Raw genomic sequence first — 22,449 nt, 5'->3', positions numbered from 1 at the left:
CCGGGCTCAACCGCCCGGCCGGGGGTTCGGAAGGTGACCGGATCTCGCGCTACGCGGTGTGCTCGTCCGCCACGGACAGCGCCTCGTCCAGGGCCGCCAGACCCTCCTTGGCCTCGGCCTCGGAGATGTTGCAGGGCGGCACGACGTGGGTGCGGTTCATGTTGATGAAGGGCCACAGGCCGCGGGCCTTGGCCGCGGCACCGAACGCGGCCATCGGCGCGTTCGCCTCGCCCGCCGCGTTGTACGGAACCAGCGGCTCCCGCGTCTCCCGGTTCTTCACCAGCTCCAGCGCCCAGAAGACACCGGTGCCGCGTACTTCGCCGACGCTCGGGTGTCGCTCGGCGAGCTCGCGCAGCGCCGGCCCGAGGACGTTCTCGCCGATGGCCGCGGCCTGGTCGACGATGCCCTCCTCCTCCATGACGTTGATCGTCGCGACGGCGGCGGCACAGGCCAGCGGGTGCCCGGAGTAGGTGAGCCCGCCCGGGTAGGGCCGCCGGGCGAAGGTCTCCGCGATGGCTCCGGAGATCGCGACACCGCCGAGCGGCACGTATCCGGAGTTCACGCCCTTCGCGAAGGTCATCAGGTCGGGCGTCACACCGAAGTGGTCCGCGGCGAACCACTTGCCGGTCCGCCCGAAGCCGGCCATGACCTCGTCGAGGACGAAGACGATCCCGTACCGGTCGCATATCTCGCGCACACCGGCGAGGTAGCCGGCGGGCGGCGTCATGATGCCCGCCGTGCCCGGCACGGTCTCCAGGATCACCGCGGCGACGGTGGCCGGCCCCTCGAAGGCGATGGTGTCCTCGAGGTGCTGGAGTGCCCGCTCGCACTCCTGCTGCTCGTCGTCCGAGTAGAAGGGGCTGCGGTACAGGAACGGCGCCCAGAAGTGGACGACACCGGCGGCAGCGCTGTCACTGGGCCAGCGGCGCGGGTCACCGGTGAGGTTGATCGCGGTCGAGGTGGCGCCGTGGTACGAGCGGTAGGCGGAGAGCACCTTCGGACGGTCGGTGTGCAGCCGGGCCATCCGCGTGGCGTTCTCGACGGCCTCCGCGCCGCCGTTGGTGAAGAAGATCTTGTCCAGGTCGCCGGGGGTGCGCTCGGCGATCAGCCGGGCCGCCTCCGAACGCGCCTCGACGGCGAAGGCGGGCGCGAACGTGGACAGGGATGCGGCCTGCTCCTGGATCGCGGCGACGACCTTCGGGTGCTGGTATCCGATGTTGGTGAAGACGAGCCCACTGGTGAAGTCCAGATACCGCTTGCCTTCGTAGTCCCAGAAGTACGACCCCTCCGCGCCGGCGACGGCGAGCGGGTCGATGAGCTCCTGCGCGGACCAGGAGTGGAACACGTGCGCGCGGTCCGCGGCCTTCACGGCGGCACCGACCTGGGGGTTGGGCTGAGGGGTCATGCGCCGAAGCGTAAATGTCCACGGAGTGGACGCGATATCGGCGTCCTGTCTGCCGACGCGGGCATTCCGCGACAGTCTGTCGGGCCTGACCACGCCGGCGTCTTTGCTGCCGCCGGCCGTGACGTCCCCGGAGCCGCCGTGGATCGGCCTGGACGGCCTCGTCCTCGATCGCCGGACGGGCTGAAAGATGCTCTCTGGACCTCAAGACGGGGCGGGGCGAAGGCTGCCGGGCCGGCGGACACGGAGCGTCCCCGGGCACGCCGTCTTCGCCGACCGGCCCGCCGAGGCGCTCGGCGAAGACGGGCCGGCCGAAGCGGTACGCGCCCTGGAGCGCCTGTCGACGGTCCTCGACGAGCTCGCCGCGAACGTCACGGAATCACCACGGGCTGTTACGGAACCGTAGACACCGCCCCACCCACCTCCCCGTACGACCGGATTATCCTCGGTCTGTTGCACACACACGGGGGAAGGTGGGCGCGGGCATGGAGAAGCTGGGGGCGGGGGATCCGCAGCGGATCGGCGCGTATCGGCTGCTGGCTCGGCTCGGCGCGGGCGGGATGGGGCACGTGTACCTCGCCCGGTCCGACCGGGGCCGCACCGTCGCGGTCAAGCTGGTGCGCGAGGAACTCGCGGAGCAGGAGGAGTTCCGGGCCCGCTTCCGGCAGGAGGTGCAGGCCGCGCGGCGGGTCGGCGGGTACTGGACCGCCCCGGTGCTCGACGCGGACACCGAGGCCGTGATCCCGTGGGTCGCCACCGGCTACGTCGCCGGGCCGTCCCTGCAGACCGTCGTCGGCCACGACCACGGCGCGCTGCCCGAGCGCTCCGTCCGCATCCTCGCCGCCGGCCTCGCGCACGCACTCCAGGACATCCACGCCGCGGGTCTCATCCACCGCGACCTCAAACCGTCGAACGTCCTGGTCACCATCGACGGCCCTCGCGTGATCGACTTCGGGATCGCACGCGCCCTGGAGACGGTGACCGACGGCGGCCTCACCCGCACCGGCGCGCTCGTCGGCTCACCCGGCTTCATGGCCCCCGAGCAGGTCCGCGGCGACCGGGTCACACCCGCCTGCGACGTGTTCTGCCTCGGCTCGGTCCTCTCGTACGCCGCCACGGGCGCCCTGCCCTTCGGGGCGGCCAACAGCGGGGTGCACGCGATGATGTTCCGCATCGCGCAGGAGGAGCCCGACCTGGAAGGCGTTCCCGAGGGGCTCGCCGACCTCGTGCGCGACTGCCTGCGCAAGGACCCGTCCGCCCGGCCGAGCCTCGCCCAGGTGCTGGAGCGCACCGGCGCGGAGGACACCGTCTCGGACGGCCGCGCCCGCGATCCGTGGCTGCCGAGCGCGTTGGTGGCCCAGCTCGGCCGGCACGCGGTGCAGCTGCTGGACGCCGAGGACCCCGACGACGGGCAGCCGCGGATGCCCGCCCTGCCGGCCGGAGCGCCTCCCGTGCCGCCGGCGCTGCCCGCCGCGCCGCCGCCCGCCGCACCCCCGGCCCCCGACCTCTCGAAGGCGCCGCCCGCACTCCCGCCCGCACCGCCGGCCACCCCACCCGACGCCTCGCCCGAGACCCCGCCGGAGCACGCCCCGGCCGCGGCCGAGGAGGGCGGCACCCCGCCCGCACCCGGGCAGCCCGCCCCGCTCGACCATCTGCCCACGATGGTGGCGGGCGCGGGCCCGACGCCCCCTCCGACCGCCCCGCCGGCCACCGCGCACCCCGCGTACGGCTATCCCCAGCAGCACCCCCAGCCCACCGGCCCCGCCGCGCCCCACCCCGGGTACGGCTATCCGCAGCAGGGCGGCTGGGGCGCACAGCCGGCCCCGTACGGCTCGACGCCTCCGTACGGGCCGGGCGTCGCCTCGCCGTACGGCCCCGGTGGCGCGACGCCGCCGTACGGACCGGGCGGCGCCACACCCCCGTACGGACCGGGCGGCGCCCCGCTGTCGCCCGAACCCCCGCGCAGAAGCGGCCGGTCCACCGCCCTTCTGATCGTCGTGGCGCTGGTCGTCGCGCTCGGCGCGGGCGGCAGCGTCTACGCGCTGATGAAGGGCACCGGGGGCGACAAGGACCACGACGACGCCAAGGCGTCGGCGACCGCCTCCGGCGCGCCCACCACGCCGGGCCCGAGCACCACGGAGCCCTCCACGGCCTCCGAGTCGCCCAGTGCGCGGGAGTCGACGGACGGCACCATCCCGGACGAGTTCCTCGGCACCTGGAACACCAGCATCGACAACGCGACGGGACACAACACCCGCCGACTCACGATCCAGCAGGGCAAGGTCGGGGACACCGTGCTGTCCCTCGTCGCGGACGGCCCGGCCGGCAGCGGCACCTACCACTGCGTCTTCGAGGCCAGGCTCGCCGAGGAGCCCTCCGCGGGCGGCCCCCTGGAGATCAGCGCCTCCGACGTCACCGTCGGAGAGCCGGCCACGTCCTGCTCGCCGGGCGCGGCCTCCGAGGTCACCCTCCTCTCGGACGGCCGGCTGCGCCGCGTGAACAAGGACTCGGGCGAGGCCCTGACGTACACGAAGGGCGGCTGAAAGCACCCCGGGAGGGACCCCCGACTCGCTCGCTCTGAAACCCCGTTGAAGTTCACCTCGCGTATGCCGGGGTTCCCGGGCCAGCTCGTGCCGTGACCGGACGACAGGCCCGGGGGAGTGGCTTGAGTGGCCGAGCGCGGAGGACGTCGTGGCCGTGGCGACGGCCGTCGCCGGCATCGTGGCCACCACCGGCATGGTCCGGTACGAGCGCCGGGTGCCGCGGCGCAAGAGGATCGGCCACCGGGTGCGGATGGACGACCCGACAGGCGACGACGTGCGTTCGGGCCGCGCCGGGCTCGGCGGCCCAGCCGTGCCCGGAGGCCTAGCGGGGCTCCGGAGGCCGCTGCCGCGGCATGTTCGGGCGCGCGCCCGGAGGCAGCGGGGCGCGCCCCGGAGGCACCGCCTCGGTGCGCGGCGCGCCCGACAGCGACGACTGGATGCCCATGGGCGCCGACCCCGTCCGGAACTCGACCATCCAGTCCGCCGTCTCCGCCCGCACCAGTTCCGTGACGTCCTCGCAGAACCGCCGCAGCACGCCGAGACACCGCTCCGCGGCCTCTCCGGCCGTCCCCTCCGTCGGCCCGAGGACCTCCCGCACGCTCTCGGACGCCCAGTCGAACTGGAGGACCTGGAGCCGCCGGTGCACGGCCTGGGCCGTGGCCACGTCCCTTATCCACCCCGAGGTCACCCCGAAGAACCGGTCACCGGCCACGCACGCGACCCCGACGAGCAGCGCCAGATAGCCCCAGGGGGCCACCCCGCCCACCACCCCGGTGAGATCGAGCAGCGGAGCGGCTGCCCCGGACACCGCCCCGACAGCCGCCCCGCAGCGCAGCACCCGCGCCCCGCGCCGCTTCCACACGCGGTCGGACAGGTACCAGGAGGCCGTGTCGAGCGCGCCACGCTCCACCCAGCGGTACAGCTCGTGGAGCCGCTCCGCGGGTTCTCCCCAGTCGCCCAGCGGGAACGGCCGGCCGGTCAGATCGCCCGGCACCAGCTCGGCCGCCCCGTCGCCCCGCCCGTCCTGGGGCGGCCCCTCGGGCTGCATCTCCGGCTGACTCACCCGGCACTCCCTACTGACGACGGTGACGGCAGTGACGACGGCGTGTGACGTCGTGTGACGCCTGGTGCAAAAGCGCCGGACCCTTCCTACCGCCCAATGGGTGGCGATGAACCGGATTTCATCGCTTTTCCGCCCGGAAGTGGGTCTTGATCAGGTATAGGAGTCCCGACGCTCTCACTCGAAAGAGTGCTTGGGCGACGGGCCCGTCGAGCACGTAGGCTCAAGCTGGACAGGAAAAAGGGTCCACTCAGCCGTACTCGAAACCAGGAGCTGATCGTGATTCCCGGTGGTGGCCAGCCCAATATGCAGCAGCTGCTCCAGCAGGCCCAGAAAATGCAACAGGACCTCGCGAACGCGCAGGAGGAGCTGGCGCGGACGGAGGTCGACGGCCAGGCGGGCGGCGGCCTGGTGAAGGCGACCGTAACGGGCTCCGGCGAGCTCCGCGCCCTGGTGATCGACCCGAAGGCGGTCGACCCCGAGGACACGGAGACGCTCGCCGACCTGATCGTCGCGGCCGTCCAGGCGGCCAACGAGAACGCCCAGACGCTCCAGCAGCAGAAGCTCGGCCCGCTCACCCAGGGCCTCGGCGGCGGCAGCGGCATCCCCGGCCTGCCGTTCTGAGGCCGGGCGTGCCGTTCTGAGGCTCGGCCTGCCTTTCTAAGACGGGCGGCAGCCAACTACCGTACGCACAGGGACGAAGCAGGATTCAGGAACCAGGAAAGGCAGTCCGTTGTACGAAGGCGTGGTCCAGGACCTCATCGACGAACTGGGGCGGCTGCCCGGCGTCGGTCCCAAGAGCGCGCAGCGGATCGCCTTCCACATCCTGCAGGCCGAGCCGACGGACGTGCGGCGCCTCGCGCAGGCCCTCATGGAGGTCAAGGCCAAGGTCCGCTTCTGCGCGACCTGCGGCAACGTGGCGCAGGAAGAGCTGTGCAACATCTGCCGCGACCCGCGCCGGGACGTCTCGGTGATCTGTGTGGTCGAGGAGCCCAAGGACGTCGTCGCGGTCGAGCGGACACGCGAGTTCCGCGGCAAGTACCACGTGCTGGGCGGCGCCATCAGCCCCATCGAGGGCGTCGGCCCCGACGACCTGCGGATAAGAGAACTGCTGGCCCGTCTCGCCGACGGCACGGTCACGGAACTCATCCTCGCCACCGACCCGAACCTTGAGGGCGAGGCCACGGCCACGTATCTCGCCCGCATGATCAAGCCCATGGGCCTCAAGGTCACCCGCCTGGCCAGCGGCCTCCCGGTGGGTGGCGACCTGGAATACGCGGACGAGGTCACGCTCGGCCGCGCCTTCGAGGGGAGACGACTCCTAGATGTCTGACGCCACGCTGCACGCGACCAGTCAGGACCCCGACGACTTCGTGGTCCAGATCGCGGACCAGGTAGAGAGCTTCCTGGTCGCCGTCTCCGAGGTGGCCAAGGGCGACGAGCCGGACTCGGCCGTGCCCTTCCTCCTCCTGGAGGTCTCGCAGCTCCTCCTGGCCGGCGGCCGTCTCGGCGCACACGAGGACATCCTCCCCGAGGAGCGCTACGAGCCCGATCTGGGCCCCGAGCCGGACGTCGACGAGCTCCGCGAGCGCCTCGCGGTGATGCTGGACCCGATCGACGTGTACTCGGAGGTCTTCGACCCGTACGAGCCCCGCAAGGCGCCGGTCGCCTGCCGGATCTCCGACGACCTCGCCGACGTCATCACCGACCTCCGCCACGGCATGGCCCACTACCGCGCCGGCCGCACCACGGAGGCCCTGTGGTGGTGGCAGTTCTCGTACTTCTCCAACTGGGGTTCCACGGCCTCGGCCGCCCTGCGCGCCCTCCAGTCCGTGGTGGCGCACGTGCGCCTGAACCAGCCCCTGGACGACCTGAACGGCCTGGACACCGACCAGGACCTCGGCGACGACGCGCTCGCCGAGGAGGCCGGCAAGGTCATGGTGGAGGAGATCGCGGGCCCGCTGGGCCTGCGCCCGGTCAAGTAGCGGCAGCCGCCCGTGACGGCGGCCGTCGGCTGCGACCGCGGTGGGGCACGACGGCGGCCCGCCGCCGGCGTCGTCACCGCAGCTCCCACAGCCCCTTGCCCAGCGTGGTGACCCCGCCGGCCAGCGCGAGCCCCAGGACCAGGAGCCGGGCCCGTCTCTCGGGCAGCCATCGCGCGAGGGCCCGTCCGGCCAGGGACCCCGCGACCATCCCCGCGACCGCGAGCGCCCACACGGGCCCGCCGAGCCGCGGCACCCCGTTCGCGGCCACCGAGAACGCGTTCACCAGCACCCCGTAGAACTGCGCGTTCGGCACGAACTCCCGTACCGTCCAGCCCGCGTTGACGGCGTAGAGGGACACCGGAGGGCCGCCCACCCCGGCCGCCGCGTTCATGAAACCGCCCAGGGCCCCCGCGGCCACCGCGCCTTTGCCGCCGCGCAGGGCGGGCACCTGGGCGCCCCGCATCACGAGCGCCACCGCCGTCGTCACCAGCGCACCCATGCAAGCGAGCAGCGCGGGCTCGGGGAGCCGCCGGGCCAGCCAGGTCCCGGCCGGGACGGTGCACGCCGCCGCCGCGCACAGCGGCACCATCGCGCCGAGCCGCACCCGCCGCCAGCCGCCCGCGAGTCCGACCACGCTGATCACGCCCGCCGCGCAGTTCGCGAGGACGACGCCCTCGGCGGGCCCGAGCAGCAGCACCAGCGCGGGCACGGCCACCAGGGCGAAGCCCATGCCGGTGAGCCACTGCACGCCCGACCCCAGCAGCACGATCCCGCCCAGCAGGAGACTGTCCGCCCAACCACCACCCGTCACGCCCGACAGCGTCTTCCCGTGGGCACCGCGCGATCAACACCCGTGCAGGCCCGGACCGCGCCCGGCAGGCCCGGACCGCGCCCGGGAGGGGCGGACGGGTCGCCGCGGACGGCCGGATCGCCGCCCTCCCGTGTGACACGGGGCACTTTCCGGAGTGGCGCGGCTGACCTGCGGGCAGGTGCCGTCTCGGAGCGGCCGGAGCCGCCTCGCCCGAGGAGCCCTGACGACTCCGTCGGTCCGTTGGTCCGAGTGATCACGTCGTGAGCGGGACATCTCACGATGCGATATCTCGGAGGGGAAATCCGGCCGCTCGTTAAACTGAGCCGACCGCAGTTGTGCGGTGCAGAGACGGATTGAGCGAGGAGCGCACGTGGGCCTTGTCGTGCAGAAGTACGGAGGCTCCTCCGTAGCCGATGCCGAGGGCATCAAGCGCGTCGCCAAGCGGATCGTGGAAGCGAAGAAGAACGGCCACCAGGTGGTCGTCGTCGTTTCCGCGATGGGCGACACGACGGACGAGCTGATCGATCTCGCCGAGCAGGTATCTCCGATGCCCAGCGGGCGAGAGTTCGACATGCTGCTGACCGCCGGGGAGCGGATCTCCATGGCCCTGCTGGCGATGGCGATCAAAAACCTGGGCCACAGCGCCCAGAGCTTCACCGGCAGCCAGGCAGGTGTCATCACCGACTCGGTCCACAACAAAGCGCGGATCATCGACGTCACGCCCGGCCGTATCCGTACGGCCCTCGACGAGGGCAACATCGCCATCGTGGCCGGCTTCCAGGGCGTCTCGCAGGACAAGAAGGACATCACCACCCTCGGCCGCGGCGGGTCCGACACGACCGCCGTCGCGCTGGCGGCGGCCCTCGACGCCGAGGTCTGCGAGATCTACACCGACGTGGACGGCGTGTTCACCGCCGACCCGCGCGTGGTGCGGAAGGCCCGGAAGATCGACTGGATCGCCTTCGAGGACATGCTGGAGCTGGCGGCCTCCGGCTCCAAGGTGCTGCTCCACCGCTGTGTGGAGTACGCCCGCCGCTACAACATCCCGATCCACGTGCGCTCGTCCTTCTCCGGACTCCAGGGCACCTGGGTCAGCAACGAGCCGATTCAGCAAGGGGACCGCAAGGTGGAGCAGGCCATCATCTCCGGTGTCGCGCACGACACCTCCGAGGCCAAGATCACGGTGGTCGGTGTTCCGGACAAGCCGGGCGAGGCCGCCTCGATCTTCCGCGCCATCGCCGACGCCGAGATCAACATCGACATGGTCGTGCAGAACGTGTCCGCGGCCTCCACCGGTCTGACGGACATCTCCTTCACCCTCCCCAAGACCGAGGGCCGCAAGGCCATCGACGCCCTGGAGAAGGCGAAGACCACGATCGGCTTCGACTCCCTGCGCTACGACGACCAGATCGGCAAGATCTCCCTCGTCGGAGCCGGCATGAAGACGAACCCGGGTGTCACGGCCGGCTTCTTCGAGGCGCTGTCCGACGCGGGCGTGAACATCGAGCTGATCTCCACCTCCGAGATCCGCATCTCCGTCGTCACCCGTGCCGACGACGTCCCGGAGGCCGTCCGCGCCGTCCACACCGCCTTCGGACTCGACTCCGACAGCGACGAGGCCGTCGTCTACGGGGGCACCGGCCGCTGATGGCCGGGTCCGTGGGACCCAAGGGGTCCTTGGCGCCGACGCTCGCGGTCGTGGGAGCGACCGGAGCGGTCGGCACGGTCATGCTTCAGATCCTGTCCCAGCACGCGGACATCTGGGGCGAGATCCGCCTGATCGCCTCCTCGCGCTCGGCCGGCCGCAAGCTGGCCGTGCGCGGCGAGGAGGTCGAGGTCGTGGCCCTGTCGGAGGAGGCCTTCGACGGGGTCGACGTCGCGATGTTCGACGTACCGGACGAGGTGGCCGCCCAGTGGGCGCCGATCGCCGCCGCCAAGGGCGCGGTCGTCGTCGACAACTCCGGAGCCTTCCGGATGGACCCGGACGTGCCCCTCGTCGTCCCCGAGGTCAATCCGCACGCCGCGCGCGTGCGTCCGCGCGGGATCATCTCCAACCCGAACTGCACCACGCTCTCGATGATCGTGGCTCTGGGCGCGCTGCACGCCGAGTTCGGGCTGCGTGAACTGGTCGTCTCCAGCTACCAGGCGGTCAGCGGCGCCGGGCGGGCCGGCGTCGAGACCCTGCGCCAGCAGCTGTCGCTCGTCGCCGGTACGGAACTGGGCACCAGCCCCGGTGACGTGCGTCGGGCCGTGGGCGACAACACCGGGCCCTTCCCGGAGCCCGTCGCGCTGAACGTGGTGCCGTGGGCCGGGTCCCTCGCCGAGGACGGCTGGTCCTCGGAGGAGATGAAGGTCCGCAACGAGTCCCGGAAGATCCTCGGACTGCCGGCGTTGAAGGTGGCCGTCACCTGCGTCCGCGTACCCGTCGTCACCACGCATTCACTGACCGTCCACGCCCGCTTCCAGGGCGAGGTCACCGTCGCCAAGGCGCGGGAGATCCTCGCCACAGCGCCGGGGGTCGTGCTGTTCGACGACCCGGCGGCCGGCGAGTTCCCCACCCCCGCCGACGTGGTGGGCACGGACCCGACCTGGGTCGGCCGAGTCCGCAGGGCTCTGGACGATTCGACCGCACTCGAACTGTTTGTGTGCGGGGACAACCTGCGCAAGGGTGCCGCATTGAACACCGCTCAGATCGCTGAGCTGGTGGCGGCGGAGATCATCGGGGCGTAGGTTCTGCCTCCTGGGTGTGTGCGGGTTCCGCAAGGTTCTGCGTCCCGGGCGTCCGGCAGCCGGAATCTCGGTGGCCGTCGGGGGATTCATTTGTAGGATCTGTGTGAGTCCAGTGATCGAAATATGGTCCGGACCACTTGAATCCGCCCCCGTGGGCGTCCGAAGATTTCCCTCCCCGTTCTCCGCAACCGCGCGGAGGACGGGGAGCGTCTTTGCGGTCGCCATTCAGGGGTGCCCGGGGGCGGCACGGCACATGCGGCATAGGGGAAGAGCTGGTACGCATGAGGGCATTTAGTGCACTGTCAGGCGGGCTGAGAGGCGTCCCGGCCGGCGGTCCCGCAGGCGTACCAGGGGGCGCTCCGGAGGGTCCGCTTCCGGCCACTGTGCCGACCGACGCGAATGTGACGCCTGTCGCGTACAACCCTGCCGGGGGTACGCGTGTCAAACAGGCGTGGCAGAGGTACTCGACTTCACCGCGGTCCAGACGAGGGGCACAGCCCTGCGTCCACCCCGCCGACTCCGCAGCCCCGGGACGCCCGGCGGCATGCCGGTGATCGCGCCCATGCCCGCAGCGCGGCCCGCCCGCATACCGAATCAACGTGACGGCTCCGACGACAGCGTGGCCGCCGGTACCACCGTCGACCATCTGACCGAGACCTACCGCGCCCACTACCGGTCGCTCCTGGGCCTCGCGGCGCTCCTGCTCGACGACACCGCCTCCTGCGAGGACGTCGTCCAGGAGGCCTTCATCCGGGTGCACTCGGCACGCAAACGCGTCCGCGACCCGGAGAAGACGCTCGCCTATCTGCGGCAGACCGTCGTCAACCTGTCGCGTTCCGCGCTGCGCCGGCGCATCCTCGGCCTCAAGCTCCTGTCGAAGCCGATGCCCGACATGGCGAGCGCCGAGGAAGGCGCCTACGACCAGCTGGAGCGCGACGCGCTGATCAAGGCCATGAAGGGGCTCCAGCGCCGGCAGCGCGAGGTCCTGGTCCTGCGCTACTTCGCGGACATGACCGAGGCCCAGGTCGCCGACACGCTCGGTATCTCGCTGGGCTCGGTCAAGGCGTACGGCTCCCGGGGCATCGCCGCGCTCCGCATCGCCATGGAGGCCCCGGCATGAGTGGGCACGACGAGCGGTGGGGCCCCGACCGGGGCCGGCGCCACGAGCACGAGCACGAGCAATCGCACGCTGGGAACGGAACTGTGAACCACGGCCCCGACGGACAGTCCGACGAACAGACGGGCGGACAGGGACCAGACGGGCTCGGCTCCGACGAACTGGCACTGCGCCGGCTGCTCCACCAGGCCGTCCAGGAGATCGAGCCCACCGACGGCACCCTCGACCACCTGCGTCGCGCCGTTCCGGCCAGGCGGGCCCGCAAGCGGCAGGCCGTCGTCGGCATGGCCGCGGCCGCGCTCTTCATCGGCACGGCCATCCCCGCCTTCGTCCACGTCTCGAACTCCGCCGGATCGAAGCCCGACCCGTCCATGGCGGGCAGCGCCTCGCAGGCACAGGGCGGCACCGGCCAGGGCAAGGACGCCGACGGCCACGAGAAGGCGGCGGGCGGCTCCTCCGGCACCTCCAAGGACAAGGGCAAGACGGGCGGCAAGAGCACGCCCGGCACGGACAAGAGCACCGGCGGCGGTGCCACCACGGGCGGCGTCGACCCGACGGCCTCGGCCGCGACCACGCCCGCCTGCACGACCGAGCAGATCGGCGGTGCCACCAGCGCCGTCGGCGTCCCGGACTCCACCGGCGCGGTCTACGGCTCCTTCACCTTCTCGAACATCTCCGCCGCCAGCTGCACGGTCACCGGCGCGGGCACGGTGACCGCGTCCGCCGCGGGCGCCGCGGACCCCGCCAAGGTCGGCGTGTCGACCCATGTGGCGGGCGACGCGGCCACCGGGCTGCCGGACCCGTCCACGGAGGTCGCCTCCCTGGTGCTCCAGCCGGGCGCGTCGTACGTGGTGAAGTTCGCCTGGGTGCCCTCGGAGACCTGTCCCACCTCGGAGCCCTCACCGGACCCGACGCCCACCGAGGGCGCCGGCGACACCGGCAGCACCGGTACGACCGACGGCGGCGGCGCAGCGCCGCAGCTCGTCACGGAGGACGGCGTGGCCGACGGCAGTGTCGCCGTGTCCAACACGGCGGCGACGGGCGGGGCGAAGGCCTCGACGACCGTGTCCAACGCGTGTGCGGGCACCGTCTACCACACGGGCGTCCTGTCGTCCTGAGCGACGCGGACGGCGCCTCCGGCAGCCGTCTCGTGGTCTTGCCGCGAGCCGTCGCGTGCTGTGAGGCCCGGTCCCTGGGGCAGGGCCGTATCGAGGCCGCCGAGGCGCGGTCCAAGGGCTCGGACGGCAGTCCGAAGGACTCAGGCGGTCGTCGACGACGAGGCCGGCGCGCTGCCCCCGGCAGGGACCCCGCTCTCCCCGTCGATCCCGGACTCGGATCCGGCACTGGACTCCGACCCGCCGCCGGCCCCTTCGGGGACGATGCCCAGCTCGGCGTCCCGCGCGAACTCGACCTCGCGGCGCAGCAGCCGGAACCACATGAAGACGACGAAGCCCGCGAAGACGAACCACTCGCCGGTGTAGCCGAGGTTCTGGAACGCCTTCAGGTCCAGGCCGGTGTTCTGCGGAGCCGCCGCGGGCACCGCCTTCATCCCGCCGTCGGCCTTGCCGAGGGTGATCCACGCCTCGTAGACCTTCTTGTACGGCACCAGGTTCACCAGCGACGCGGAGCTGATCGCGCCGGTCTGCCCGGCGGGAAGACCGCCGGCCGAACTGACGCCGTTGGACCCGGGGCTCTCGGACGCCTGGAGCGCGCCCGTCACGGTGACCTCACCCGTCGGCGCGGCGGGCGCCTTCGCCGGATCCGCGTCACCGGGAAGCCAGCCCCGTACGACGGGTAGCGCACCGCCGTCGGTCCGCAGCATGGTCAGGACGTAGTACCCGCGCTCGCCGTCCAGCTCACGACCGGGCACGAGCAGTTGCCTGCCGTACCGCCCGGTCGCGGTGGCCTGCTTGCCGGACGTCGCCTTGTCCACGGGCAGCAGTTCGGCCAGTGGGCGGGGCGACGAGGTCCCGGCCTCCGCGGCCAGGTCGCTCGCCGTCCGATGGTCCGCGACCCGGTCCTCGAACCGTCCCAGCTGCCATGACCCCATGAAGACGCAGAAGGGGATGGCCAACAGCACGAAGACGTTGATCCCCCACCAGCGGGGCGTCAGCAGGAACCGGTACACGCCTTCCAAGGTACGGGGCCCGTGCGCACGGGCGGGCCGCGGGGTCACCGCCGCCGGCCCCGCCGGGCCCCGGTGAACGGGGTTTGTCCACAGGCTGGGGACCGCGTCGGCGAAGACCCCGCCCGGCCAGGCACTATGGGGCCATGACTGAGAGCAGCAGGTCCAACGAGCAGCAGCCCGCCATGCCCGACTGGGAGAAGCGCTTCAGGGCGCCGCGGGTGTCGCTGCCGGACTGGGCGGAGGACGCCCCGCACCGCTCCCTGTTCGTCTCGAACGCGACGGGGACGTACGAGCTGTACGCCTGGGACCGCGCCACGGGAGAGCAGCGCCAGGTCACCTCGCGGGCGAACGGCACGACGGACGGAGTGCTCTCGCCGGACGGCGAGTGGATCTGGTGGTTCGACGACAAGGACGGCGACGAGTTCGGCATCTGGCGCCGCCGCCCCTTCACCGCCGGAGCCCCCGAGAGCGCCGGCGGTGACCCGCAGGCGCGGCCCGACGAGCCGGCGGTGCCGGGTCTCGACCCCTCGTACCCGGCCGGACTGGCCATCGCCCGCGACGGGCGCACCGCCGTCGTGGGCCGCTCCACGGACGAGGAGGGCTCCACCATCCATGTGGCACGCACCGGCGAGACCCCTGTGGAGATCTACCGGCACCGGGAGTCGGCCGGCGTCGGCGACCTCTCGCACGACGGCTCGCTCGTCGCGATCGAGCACACCGAGCACGGCGACGCGATGCACTCGGCGCTGCGCGTCCTGCGCCCGGACGGATCGACGGTCGCGGAGCTCGACGACACCAAGGGCGGCACGGTCGAGCTGGGCCTGGAGGTGCTCGGCTTCGCCCCGGTCGACGGGGACGGCCGGCTCCTCATCGGGCACCAGCGGCGAGGCCGCTGGGAGCCGCTCGTGTGGGACGTGACCACCGGCGAGGAGACGGACCTCGGCCTCGACCTGCCCGGAGACGTGGCCGCCGAGTGGTATCCCGACGGTTCCGCCCTCCTCGTCGCCCACAGCTTCGAGGCACGCAGCGACCTGTGGCGGTACGACCTCACGTCCCGCGAGCTGACCAGGGTGCCCACCCCGCCCGGCACCGTGTCCGGCGCGACGGCCCGCCCGGACGGCACCGTGGAGTACCTGTGGTCGTCGGCCGCCGAGCCGTCCGTGGTCCGTTCCACGACCGGCGACGTCGTGCTGGACCCGCCCGGCCTCAAGTCCCCGGGATCGGTGCCTGTGGAGGACGTCTGGGTGGAGGGCCCCGGCGGACGCATCCACGCCCTGGTCCAGAAGCCGGCCGGCACCACCGGTCCGCTGCCCACGGTCTTCGACATCCACGGCGGCCCGACCTGGCACGACAGCGACTCCTTCGCGGCGGGCCCGGCAGCCTGGGTCGACCACGGGTACGCGGTCGTCCGGGTCAACTACCGAGGCTCCACGGGCTACGGCCGCGCGTGGACCGACGCCCTCAAGCACCGCGTCGGCCTCATCGAGCTGGAGGACATCGCCGCCGTCCGCGAATGGGCGGTCACCTCGGGCCTCGCGGACCCCGACCGCCTGATCCTCACCGGCGGTTCCTGGGGCGGCTATCTCACCCTCCTCGGCCTCGGCACCCAGCCCGATGCCTGGACCCTCGGCATCGCCGCCGTCCCCGTCGCCGACTACGTCACGGCGTACCACGACGAGATGGAAGCCCTGAAGGCCATGGACCGCACCCTCCTCGGCGGCACCCCGGAAGAGGTCCCCGAACGCTTCGAGGCGTCCTCCCCCCTCACCTACGTAGACGCGGTCAAGGCCCCCGTCTACATCTCCGCGGGCGTCAACGACCCCCGCTGCCCCATCCGCCAGATCGACAACTACGTCACCCGCCTCGCCGCCCGCGACGCAGTCCACGAGGTCTACCGCTACGACGCCGGCCACGGCTCCCTGGTCGTCGACGAACGCATCAAGCAGGTCCGCCTGGAACTGGACTTCGCCCAGCGCCACCTGACGGGCTGACGACACCGCCCCGGTCCCGGCGTCGGCCCGCGGCTCCCGGCCCGTCTCCATGAGGGCTGGGGGCACGTTCAGCCCGTCCGGCGCTCGAGGACGGGGCCGTCCAGGCCGATTCGCCCCTGGCTCCCGGTCCCGTCGCCTTCAGGGGCTGTCGGCTGGTCCCAGCCCGTCCGGCGCTTGAGGACGGGGCCGTCCACGCCGACGCGGGGGTCTGGGGGCGGCAGCCCTCAGGACAACGGGACGGGTAGGGGCGGAGGGGGCGAAAACCCCCAGGGCGGGCGGCGCCACCCACACGGCGTCAACCACACGACATCCCGGTAAGCCGGTGAGGGCCCGCGGCACCCGGCCCGAAGGGCCTACGTGGACGCCCGCTCCCGCCCCCGCCGCCCCAACAACTCGGCCAGCCCCCGCCGCGTAGCGGCAAGCACCACCCGGTCCGCACCCCGCAGCACGTAATCGGCAGGAAGATCCCACACGAGCCCGGACCCCACCCCGGCCCCCCGCCCGGACGAGGCCACCCCAGACCCCCCGGAGCCGGAGCCACCAGACCCCCCGGACGCCCCACCGCTTCCGGACCCCCCAGAGCTGCCGGCACCCCCGGACCCCGCACTCCCGGCGCCCCCGGCCCCCGCCTTCCGGTTTCTCACCCCCGTATCCAGCGCGAGCACCCGCCACGCCCCCGCCCGGAACGCCTCCCCCACGGTCCGCCCCTCCAACTGCGGATGCCCGCCCACATCCACGGCGGCGAAGAGCAGCACCCGCCGCTCGACGGGAATCGCCCCGAGAATCTGCCGCCCCATCATCGCCCCGGCGAACGCGGGCGCCGCCAGATGGGAGACGCTCCGGCTCCGGGTGAGGGCGCCGGGATGCGCGGCCCGCAGCGTGCGGTACACGGCGGTCGCGAAGTCGTCGTCGTACAGCCGCAGCACGACCCGCAGATCCGGCCGCACGGTCCGCGCGTACAACGCGGCCTCCAGGTTCATGGTGTCCACGCTGGTGAGCGCGAGCAGCGCATCGGCACGGTGGATCTTGGCGGCCTCCAGCACACCCTCCTGGGTGACGTCGCCGAGCACCACGGGCACCCGCAGCCGCCGTGCCAGAGCGAGCCCGCGCGCCTCGGGGTCGGCCTCGACGCACACCACGGGGATGTGCAGCTCCCGCAGTCGCGCCAGCACGCGTGTGCCGATCTTGCCGACGCCGAGCAGCACCACGTGCCCGGACAGCCCGCGCGGCGGCCGTCGCAACGCCGACCCGCTGCGGAACGTACCGAGCGCCTCGAGCACGGCGGCCAGCAGCACGGGCAGCAGCAGCAAACCGACGAGCCCGGAGAAGAGCTGGAGGATCTGCCGCCCCACCGGTTGCCCGACGGCGGGGTCGTTGATGGCGAAGAGGTCGAGCAGGGTCAGATAGGTGGCTTGCAGCGGGTGCTCGCCGGTGACCACCATCGACGCGACGGCGAGGCCGACGACACAGGCGACGAGTCCGGCGAACGACCATCGCAGCCGACGGGACAGCAGCGAGCCGAAGGGCACGACACTGCGCCCGGCGGGCAGCGGGGGACCGGAGTACGACACGTTCTCCAGTACGACGGTGGCGCGCCCGGTCGCGGCGGCCACCGCCCGCTCGTCGGGCAGGAGTTGAGGGCCGTGCGCACCGCTCCCCTCGGAACCGTCGGCGCCGGCCGGGTCGTTGGCGGTCGCGGACAGGAGGGCCAGCGTGCACAGCCCGGGGTCGGCGACCTGTCCGGGCCCCGGGGGCGGCCGTTCGACCGCGCGCAGCATCAACCCGTCGGTCTGGACGAACTTGCTGGTCCCGGCGAGAGCGGTCGCGGCCAGCGCGGGCGCGGCGGTGTCCGCGTCGGACAGCACGGTGACGGTGGTGGCCGCGTCCAGGGCCTCGCCCGCGCCGCCGGCCCCGGCGTCCGCGTCGGCTCCCGCGTTGGCCAGCGCCGACGCCTGGTCGAGGAGGGCCTCGATGTGCTGGCCGAGGCGCCGGTTGTAGAGGCGCAGCACCAGCCGGATGCGCGGGTTGAGCCGCCGGGCGGTGAGCGCGGCCCGGATGTTCGTCTCGTCGTCGTCATAGACGAGCGCGAGCGCGGCGGCCCGCTCGACGCCCGCTTCGGTGAGTACGGCCTCGGAGACCTCGGCGGCCTCCAACAGCCGCCCGGAGCCTGCCGGTTCGGCGCTCCGGGTCCCGTTCCCCTCCCCGTTGCCGGAGGCCCGGTTCACAGCGGCGGTCACCCGGTCGAGGAGAGCGGTGGCCCGCGCCCGCCCGACCACGGGCGGCCGCACACTGCGCTGGGTGCTCGGCACGACGAGCGTCACCGGCTCGCCGTACACCCCGCGCAACTCGGCGGCCAGCCGGTGGGCGAGAGCGTCGTCCCCGGCCACGACCATGGGCGCGACGCCGTCGACCGACGCACTCTGAGACGGAAGATTCACGAAGGAGAAGACTGCCGTACCGGGACAGCCGGTTCCACAGCACCGCCACGGGGCCGGTGCCCCGGACCGGGCCCGTGGGGGAGTGCTACAGCACGACGATCACGAAACCTCCGTGGTGGAAGAAGGAGCTGTGGTGATCGAAGCGGTGATCGAAGCGGTGATCGAAGCGGAACCCGTGGTGGTCGAAGCGGTGGTCGAAGCGGTGGTCGAAGCAGCCCCCGCCCCAGCCGCCCCAGCCGTCGCCGCACCAGTTGGTCACCTGGGTGTGGACGGCGGGGGTCGCCGCCATGGCCGTCCCCGTCGTGCCGACCGCGGCGCCGCCGACCGTCAGAAGGCCGACCGCGGCGACCGCAGCGAGACGCCTTGCGCGTTGTGCTCGCATGATGGATGCACCTTCCCTCCGTCGTCTCGCGCGGCTCTCGGCCGCACGAGATCGACAGCCGCAGCCGCAGGGCCCGATCGGCGTGGTGGCGGACGTCGCCCCGCACGGACGAGGAGCGTGTCCCACGGACAGGATCCCCGCCGTACGGGAACGGGTGGACCGGGACGTACCCCGGGGCTGCGGCTCTCCTTATGGGTACGACGAAGGCGCCACTTTGGATTGCCCCCGGCAAAAACCCGCGGGCCGGCGCGGAGAAGCGCCCGCCGGCGGTGGAGCCTTGATGCCGTGTAGCAGCGCAATCTCGTCGTACATGCGAACAGCTTCGGCGCCCCCGCCGGATGTCAGGGGCGGTCGCCCTTGTGGTCGACGACTCCCGTGGCCAGGACCGCGTGCTGGAAGATGATGTCGCCCGCCTTCCAGGGCCGGTCAGGGGTGTCGTCGGCGCCCGGGAACGTGTCCTTGTAGTCCTTGACGACGAGCCATCGGTCGCCGAGGTACTGGTACGTGTGCGGGTCGATCAGGATCTCGCGGCGGACCTTCTGCCCCTTCTCGTCGTGCCCGACGGCGAGGGCGTCCCGGCCCGCGAGGTCCCGTACGAGATGGTCGGTGATCTCGGCGCCGGGGACCGCGGCCAGCGCGCGGTACAGCTTGGCGAGCGCCTGCGGCGGGATGGGCTGGGACGCGAACAGCACAGTCAGCGCACGCATGTCGTGCTCCCCCTCGGGCTCGGGGTTGCCCTTCCCGGACGGGTAGTAGGAGCGGACCTTCTTCAGCACGGCGGCCGGGTCGTCCGGCAGCTCGTCGAGGAAGCGGAGCCGTTCGCGCATGGAGCGGTCGTCGCCCTCCTTGCCGTTCTCGAAGCGCGGGTCCGCGTACCGCTCCCAGTGCTCCTGGGGCTCCGGCTCCGGTTCGGGCTGGGCGGCCTTGCTCTTGGGCCAGATTCCGGGACTGGCCGAGAGCTTCTTCTCGTAGATCCACTGGCCCGCGTGCGGCGTGGGCGGCGGATCAGCCCGCTCCACCGTGGACGCGGCCCGCTCCAGCACCTCCTTCACCGAACCCTGCACCGTCCGTGTCCCGGCTGGCACCGTGGGCTCCACGTTGCTGTGGCCGCCCCCTCCGAGGCCGGAGGCCAGCACGGCCACCGCGGTGAGCGCGGCGGCGGCCCCGACCGCTGCGAGCCGCCAGTCGGCCCGCAGCCTGCGTCCCCGGCCACGCCCCGCGGCGCTGCTCAGCCGGTCCCGCCCCTCGGCGAGCCGTGCCCGGTCGGGCTTCGGCGCCCCCGCCCGGAACTCGCGTACGTCCTTCATCTCGTCCACGTTCACGGCCGGACCACCTCCGCCACTTCGAGCAGAATCGCCGGGTCGGCACCCAGCGCGGCCCGTACCTTGCGGCGGGCCCGGTTGAGCCGGGACCGCACGGTCCCGACGGGTATGCCGAGCGCCTCGGCGACCTCCTGGTAGGTCAGGTCGGCCCAGGCCACGAGCAGCAGCACATGCCGGTCGGCGGCGGACAGCGCGGCGAGCGCGTCCGCGAGCGGGGCGCGGTCGGCGACCAGGTCCGCGGTGTCCTCGACCCAGCCGGCCGTGACGGGGTCCTGGCCGGTCCTGGCCAGCGCCCGCAGACCGCGTACTTCCTTCCGGCGCTGCTTGCCGATGAGGTGCGCGGCGATCCCGTACAGCCAGGGCCGGGCACTGGCCCGCGAGGCGTCGTAGCGGGCACGCACCCGGAACGCGGTCAGGAACGTGTCGGCCGTGACGTCGTCCGCCGCGTGGTCGCCGAGGCGCCGGGCCGCGTACCGGTGGATGTCGGGTGCGTACCGGTCGTAGAGCCGGGCGAACAGCTCCGGATGTTCCAGGGACTGCGCGATGACATGGCCGTCGCGCTCGTCGCCGGGGTCGAGCGCCGGTGGTCCGGTCACGGGTCCTCCGTCAGCGGGTGGGGTCGAGCGTGTCACCCGTTGTTCCCCGCTGCCCCGCGAAGAGTTCACGGCCGCACGGGATTTTCTCAGGGAGTGGGCGCGACCCTACGGGATCAGCCGCGCCGGCATCTCCCGTGCGTACCCGATCTCGTACACCCCGCCCGTGAGCAGCACCGGCGGCGAGATCCCGTCCATGAGCGCGACCAGGGCCCGTGCCGTGACGGGATCGATGCGCTCGGCGAAGGCGTCGGACAGCTCCTGGCACCACTCCGACGCGGATCGCGGCGTCGATGATGCGCTGGCGCCGCTCGGGGTCGTAGCGCCGCGCCATCAGTGGGCCCCGCCGACGTCGAGCAGCACCACGCCGCCGATGACGAGGGCGGGACCGTCTCCACTCCTATGGCGCGCTCCAGGTGCCTCGTTCCGCCTGGCCGGTAGAACCGTCCGGCCTGCGACGCCCCACGCACAGGACCGGTCCGACCTACTCTGGGGTTAGGGGGAGACCTGGCTCGCGTCGGAGGCCCTCATGACTGCCTCGGTGTCATCCTCCTCGTCGCCGGCCTCTCCATCCTGGAGACCGTCGGGATCACCTGGTCGTCGTTGGTCTCATCCTGCGGATCCTGGGATCGGTGGGGTACGCCGTCGGCGGACGCCGCCACTACTGGTAGCGGCCTGTCGGGGCCGTCACCTACCACTCCTCGGCCGACGCGACACCGGGGAGAGTCACAGCGTGTCCCGCCGTACTCGAGAGGCCACGCATATCGCGCGCGGTTCCTTCCCAGGGAGGCATCCCGTCATGGTCCTCTTCCTGACCCTGCTCATCGCCGGAATCGCTCTGATCGCCATCGGCGCGGCCGTCGACGGCATGCTCTATCTATTGTCTGCCGGCGTACTACTCCTCATCGCCGATCTGCTCTACCTGGCGGCCCGCTCCATGTGGCGCTCCACTCGGCGCCCGGCCCGCTGAAAACGCCCGGCCACGGCGTCGGCGGACCCTTGGTGGTGCGGTGGTCGGCTCACTCCAGGATGGCGAGGTGTTCGGCGGCGCCGCCGCGCCGTTCGATCAGGAAGAGGGTCGCGTCGCCGGTGGTGCGGCCGCCCCGTTGCTGTTCCCGCACAGAGTGACGCGGCCGGTCACCCCGAACAGCCCATCACGCCGGAGAACGGCATGTCACACATGATCAGGTGGCTCTCCGTACCGCTGTGCACCACGTCTCTCCCGGAGCCGTCACAGGAGCAGAAGATCGGAGCCGGTGTCCGCGAGGAGCCGCGCGGTCTGCGGGGACGGGTGGTGCAGCCGCAGGGACGCGTGGATCCCGGCGGCGTGCCGCGACGCGTCGAGGAAGACGCGCAGACCGCTGTTGTCGCAGCGGCCGACGGTAGTCAGATCCACGTCGATGGTGGTGATGCCGTCATGCAGGCACCGCTCCAGAGCGGCGCGCACCTGGGGCGCGGTGGCCGGGTCGATCTCACCGGCCAGGGTGATCAGGGCGCGCCTGCCCCGGTCGTGCCGGTAGACGTTCAGCTGTGGAAGAGTCATGACGCCTCGGTTCATGGGTACCGGCCGCTCCTCGCGCGGTCCATGGCCCGGGTGCACGCGCTCGGGCACACACGACGCTACGAGTCGACGGTCCGTATGCCCGGCCGGTGGGGGAAACCGGCTGGTCACCTGCGGTGAGTGGTACGGCTGCGGCGGCGGCGCGGTGGGAAGCGGCCGCGGCCCCCGTCGCGGTGGTCCCGCCGTTCGCCGGTGGTCGGCGACTGGAACCGGTCCGGTTCCACCGGGGGCTGTGGCGTGCCGCGGCCGCGGTGGCCGGGCAGGCGGGCGCTGTACTGGTGCACGGCGATTCTTTCGGCGTGCTGGATGTTGAGCCGGTGGATCATGTACGCCGCCGCTGCGATGAGGACCACGAAGGCGGCGGCTGTCAGGACGGCGTTCATGGC

General features: G+C 72.6%; 21 protein-coding genes. 11 read left to right on the top strand and 10 right to left on the bottom strand.

Going from position 1 to position 22,449, the window contains the following annotated elements:
• Positions 1 to 49: 49 nt before the first annotated feature.
• On the bottom strand, positions 50 to 1,405 hold the full coding sequence (locus tag H305_RS0103480; RefSeq protein ID WP_028799189.1) for an aspartate aminotransferase family protein: 1,356 nt from the start codon (positions 1,403 to 1,405) through the stop codon (positions 50 to 52).
• A 482-nt stretch (positions 1,406 to 1,887) separates the two neighbouring features.
• On the opposite strand from H305_RS0103480, the gene H305_RS0103475 reads away from it, so the two are divergent.
• Positions 1,888 to 3,945, top strand: coding sequence for a protein kinase domain-containing protein (locus tag H305_RS0103475; RefSeq protein WP_028799188.1), 2,058 nt, complete (start codon positions 1,888 to 1,890; stop codon positions 3,943 to 3,945).
• A gap of 322 nt (positions 3,946 to 4,267) precedes the next feature.
• On the opposite strand, the gene H305_RS0103470 is transcribed toward H305_RS0103475, so the two are convergent.
• Entirely contained in the window at positions 4,268 to 5,008 is a 741-nt protein-coding gene (locus H305_RS0103470) for an SLATT domain-containing protein (protein ID WP_028799187.1), read from the bottom strand.
• 276 nt (positions 5,009 to 5,284) lie between these two features.
• Here H305_RS0103470 and H305_RS0103465 point away from each other — a divergent pair, with 276 nt between their 5' ends.
• The 3 genes from H305_RS0103465 (at position 5,285) to H305_RS0103455 (ending at position 6,990) form a co-directional block, all read left to right on the top strand.
• Positions 5,285 to 5,629 (top strand): YbaB/EbfC family nucleoid-associated protein, encoded by a 345-nt coding sequence (locus H305_RS0103465; protein ID WP_028799186.1) that lies wholly within the window; start codon positions 5,285 to 5,287, stop codon positions 5,627 to 5,629.
• Between the two features lie 109 nt (positions 5,630 to 5,738).
• The gene (recR, locus tag H305_RS0103460; protein ID WP_028799185.1) at positions 5,739 to 6,338 is read left to right on the top strand and encodes a recombination mediator RecR; all 600 of its coding nucleotides are present in this window, start codon (positions 5,739 to 5,741) and stop codon (positions 6,336 to 6,338) included.
• A complete protein-coding gene (locus H305_RS0103455; RefSeq protein ID WP_028799184.1) occupies positions 6,331 to 6,990 on the top strand; it encodes a DUF5063 domain-containing protein in 660 nt (219 codons plus the stop codon). The genes recR and H305_RS0103455 overlap by 8 nt, the downstream gene beginning before the upstream one ends.
• A 73-nt stretch (positions 6,991 to 7,063) precedes the next feature.
• On the opposite strand, the gene H305_RS0103450 is transcribed toward H305_RS0103455, so the two are convergent.
• Positions 7,064 to 7,720, bottom strand: coding sequence for a sulfite exporter TauE/SafE family protein (locus tag H305_RS0103450; protein ID WP_234020617.1), 657 nt, complete (start codon positions 7,718 to 7,720; stop codon positions 7,064 to 7,066).
• A 451-nt stretch (positions 7,721 to 8,171) separates the two neighbouring features.
• Between H305_RS0103450 and H305_RS0103445 the strand changes: the two genes are divergently transcribed.
• The 4 genes from H305_RS0103445 to H305_RS0103430 all read left to right on the top strand — a co-directional run bounded on the left by H305_RS0103445 (position 8,172) and on the right by H305_RS0103430 (position 12,766).
• Complete coding sequence (locus tag H305_RS0103445) at positions 8,172 to 9,449, top strand: aspartate kinase (RefSeq protein WP_028799182.1); 1,278 nt, start codon at positions 8,172 to 8,174, stop codon at positions 9,447 to 9,449.
• Positions 9,449 to 10,531 carry an aspartate-semialdehyde dehydrogenase gene (locus tag H305_RS0103440; RefSeq protein ID WP_037762236.1) on the top strand — a complete coding sequence of 361 codons (1,083 nt, stop codon included), beginning with the start codon at positions 9,449 to 9,451 and terminating at the stop codon, positions 10,529 to 10,531. The genes H305_RS0103445 and H305_RS0103440 overlap by 1 nt, the downstream gene beginning before the upstream one ends.
• Before the next feature lie 544 nt (positions 10,532 to 11,075).
• A complete protein-coding gene (locus H305_RS0103435; protein ID WP_028799180.1) occupies positions 11,076 to 11,651 on the top strand; it encodes a SigE family RNA polymerase sigma factor in 576 nt (191 codons plus the stop codon).
• Positions 11,648 to 12,766: a hypothetical protein gene (locus tag H305_RS0103430; protein WP_078628855.1), complete on the top strand. Its 1,119-nt coding sequence runs from the start codon at positions 11,648 to 11,650 to the stop codon at positions 12,764 to 12,766. Before H305_RS0103435 ends, H305_RS0103430 begins: the two co-directional genes overlap by 4 nt.
• 140 nt (positions 12,767 to 12,906) lie before the next feature.
• On the opposite strand, the gene H305_RS44330 is transcribed toward H305_RS0103430, so the two are convergent.
• On the bottom strand, positions 12,907 to 13,776 hold the full coding sequence (locus tag H305_RS44330) for an SURF1 family protein (protein WP_078628854.1): 870 nt from the start codon (positions 13,774 to 13,776) through the stop codon (positions 12,907 to 12,909).
• Positions 13,777 to 13,919: 143 nt separating this feature from the next.
• On the opposite strand from H305_RS44330, the gene H305_RS0103420 reads away from it, so the two are divergent.
• A complete protein-coding gene (locus H305_RS0103420; RefSeq protein WP_028799178.1) occupies positions 13,920 to 15,767 on the top strand; it encodes a prolyl oligopeptidase family serine peptidase in 1,848 nt (615 codons plus the stop codon).
• A gap of 353 nt (positions 15,768 to 16,120) precedes the next feature.
• Here the strand turns inward: H305_RS0103420 and H305_RS0103415 are convergent, their stop codons facing one another.
• The 4 genes from H305_RS0103415 to H305_RS0103400 all read right to left on the bottom strand — a co-directional run bounded on the left by H305_RS0103415 (position 16,121) and on the right by H305_RS0103400 (position 20,505).
• Positions 16,121 to 18,160, bottom strand: a complete 2,040-nt coding sequence (locus tag H305_RS0103415; RefSeq protein ID WP_028799177.1) for an NAD-binding protein — start codon at positions 18,158 to 18,160, stop codon at positions 16,121 to 16,123.
• A gap of 130 nt (positions 18,161 to 18,290) precedes the next feature.
• Complete coding sequence (locus H305_RS0103410; RefSeq protein ID WP_037762230.1) at positions 18,291 to 18,587, bottom strand: hypothetical protein; 297 nt, start codon at positions 18,585 to 18,587, stop codon at positions 18,291 to 18,293.
• Positions 18,588 to 18,928: 341 nt separating this feature from the next.
• Positions 18,929 to 19,909: a CU044_5270 family protein gene (locus H305_RS0103405; RefSeq protein ID WP_051370344.1), complete on the bottom strand. Its 981-nt coding sequence runs from the start codon at positions 19,907 to 19,909 to the stop codon at positions 18,929 to 18,931.
• Positions 19,906 to 20,505 carry an RNA polymerase sigma factor gene (locus H305_RS0103400; RefSeq protein ID WP_028799174.1) on the bottom strand — a complete coding sequence of 200 codons (600 nt, stop codon included), beginning with the start codon at positions 20,503 to 20,505 and terminating at the stop codon, positions 19,906 to 19,908. The genes H305_RS0103405 and H305_RS0103400 overlap by 4 nt, the downstream gene beginning before the upstream one ends.
• A gap of 530 nt (positions 20,506 to 21,035) precedes the next feature.
• Between H305_RS0103400 and H305_RS54375 the strand changes: the two genes are divergently transcribed.
• Entirely contained in the window at positions 21,036 to 21,173 is a 138-nt protein-coding gene (locus tag H305_RS54375; protein ID WP_420708018.1) for a DUF6131 family protein, read from the top strand.
• A 128-nt stretch (positions 21,174 to 21,301) separates the two neighbouring features.
• Entirely contained in the window at positions 21,302 to 21,472 is a 171-nt protein-coding gene (locus H305_RS53895; protein WP_199791329.1) for a hypothetical protein, read from the top strand.
• A 261-nt stretch (positions 21,473 to 21,733) separates the two neighbouring features.
• On the opposite strand, the gene H305_RS44325 is transcribed toward H305_RS53895, so the two are convergent.
• Positions 21,734 to 22,045 carry an STAS domain-containing protein gene (locus H305_RS44325; RefSeq protein WP_037762356.1) on the bottom strand — a complete coding sequence of 104 codons (312 nt, stop codon included), beginning with the start codon at positions 22,043 to 22,045 and terminating at the stop codon, positions 21,734 to 21,736.
• Positions 22,046 to 22,170: 125 nt separating this feature from the next.
• On the bottom strand, positions 22,171 to 22,446 hold the full coding sequence (locus H305_RS44320; RefSeq protein WP_037762354.1) for a hypothetical protein: 276 nt from the start codon (positions 22,444 to 22,446) through the stop codon (positions 22,171 to 22,173).
• Positions 22,447 to 22,449 lie beyond the last annotated feature (3 nt).

The sequence above is a fragment of the Streptomyces sp. 142MFCol3.1 genome (genome assembly GCF_000424945.1).
In the GTDB taxonomy this organism is placed as follows: domain Bacteria; phylum Actinomycetota; class Actinomycetes; order Streptomycetales; family Streptomycetaceae; genus Streptomyces; species Streptomyces siamensis.
Note: the sequence above shows the minus strand (reverse complement) of the source record. Positions and strands in the feature narration are given on the sequence as shown.

Bases quoted from the DNA above. Each gene is read 5' to 3' on its own strand.
- H305_RS53895 (WP_199791329.1), top strand. From the start codon at position 21,302: ATGGTCCTCTTCCTGACCCTGCTCATCGCCGGAATCGCTCTGATCGCC.
- H305_RS44325 (WP_037762356.1), bottom strand. From the start codon at position 22,045: ATGACTCTTCCACAGCTGAACGTCTACCGGCACGACCGGGGCAGGCGC.
- H305_RS0103435 (WP_028799180.1), top strand. From the start codon at position 11,076: ATGCCGGTGATCGCGCCCATGCCCGCAGCGCGGCCCGCCCGCATACCG.
- H305_RS0103475 (WP_028799188.1), top strand. From the start codon at position 1,888: ATGGAGAAGCTGGGGGCGGGGGATCCGCAGCGGATCGGCGCGTATCGG.
- H305_RS0103410 (WP_037762230.1), bottom strand. From the start codon at position 18,587: ATGCGAGCACAACGCGCAAGGCGTCTCGCTGCGGTCGCCGCGGTCGGC.
- H305_RS0103455 (WP_028799184.1), top strand. From the start codon at position 6,331: ATGTCTGACGCCACGCTGCACGCGACCAGTCAGGACCCCGACGACTTC.
- H305_RS0103480 (WP_028799189.1), bottom strand. From the start codon at position 1,405: ATGACCCCTCAGCCCAACCCCCAGGTCGGTGCCGCCGTGAAGGCCGCG.
- H305_RS0103430 (WP_078628855.1), top strand. From the start codon at position 11,648: ATGAGTGGGCACGACGAGCGGTGGGGCCCCGACCGGGGCCGGCGCCAC.
- H305_RS0103420 (WP_028799178.1), top strand. From the start codon at position 13,920: ATGACTGAGAGCAGCAGGTCCAACGAGCAGCAGCCCGCCATGCCCGAC.
- H305_RS0103415 (WP_028799177.1), bottom strand. From the start codon at position 18,160: ATGGTCGTGGCCGGGGACGACGCTCTCGCCCACCGGCTGGCCGCCGAG.
- H305_RS0103450 (WP_234020617.1), bottom strand. From the start codon at position 7,720: ATGGGCTTCGCCCTGGTGGCCGTGCCCGCGCTGGTGCTGCTGCTCGGG.
- H305_RS44320 (WP_037762354.1), bottom strand. From the start codon at position 22,446: ATGAACGCCGTCCTGACAGCCGCCGCCTTCGTGGTCCTCATCGCAGCG.
- H305_RS0103440 (WP_037762236.1), top strand. From the start codon at position 9,449: ATGGCCGGGTCCGTGGGACCCAAGGGGTCCTTGGCGCCGACGCTCGCG.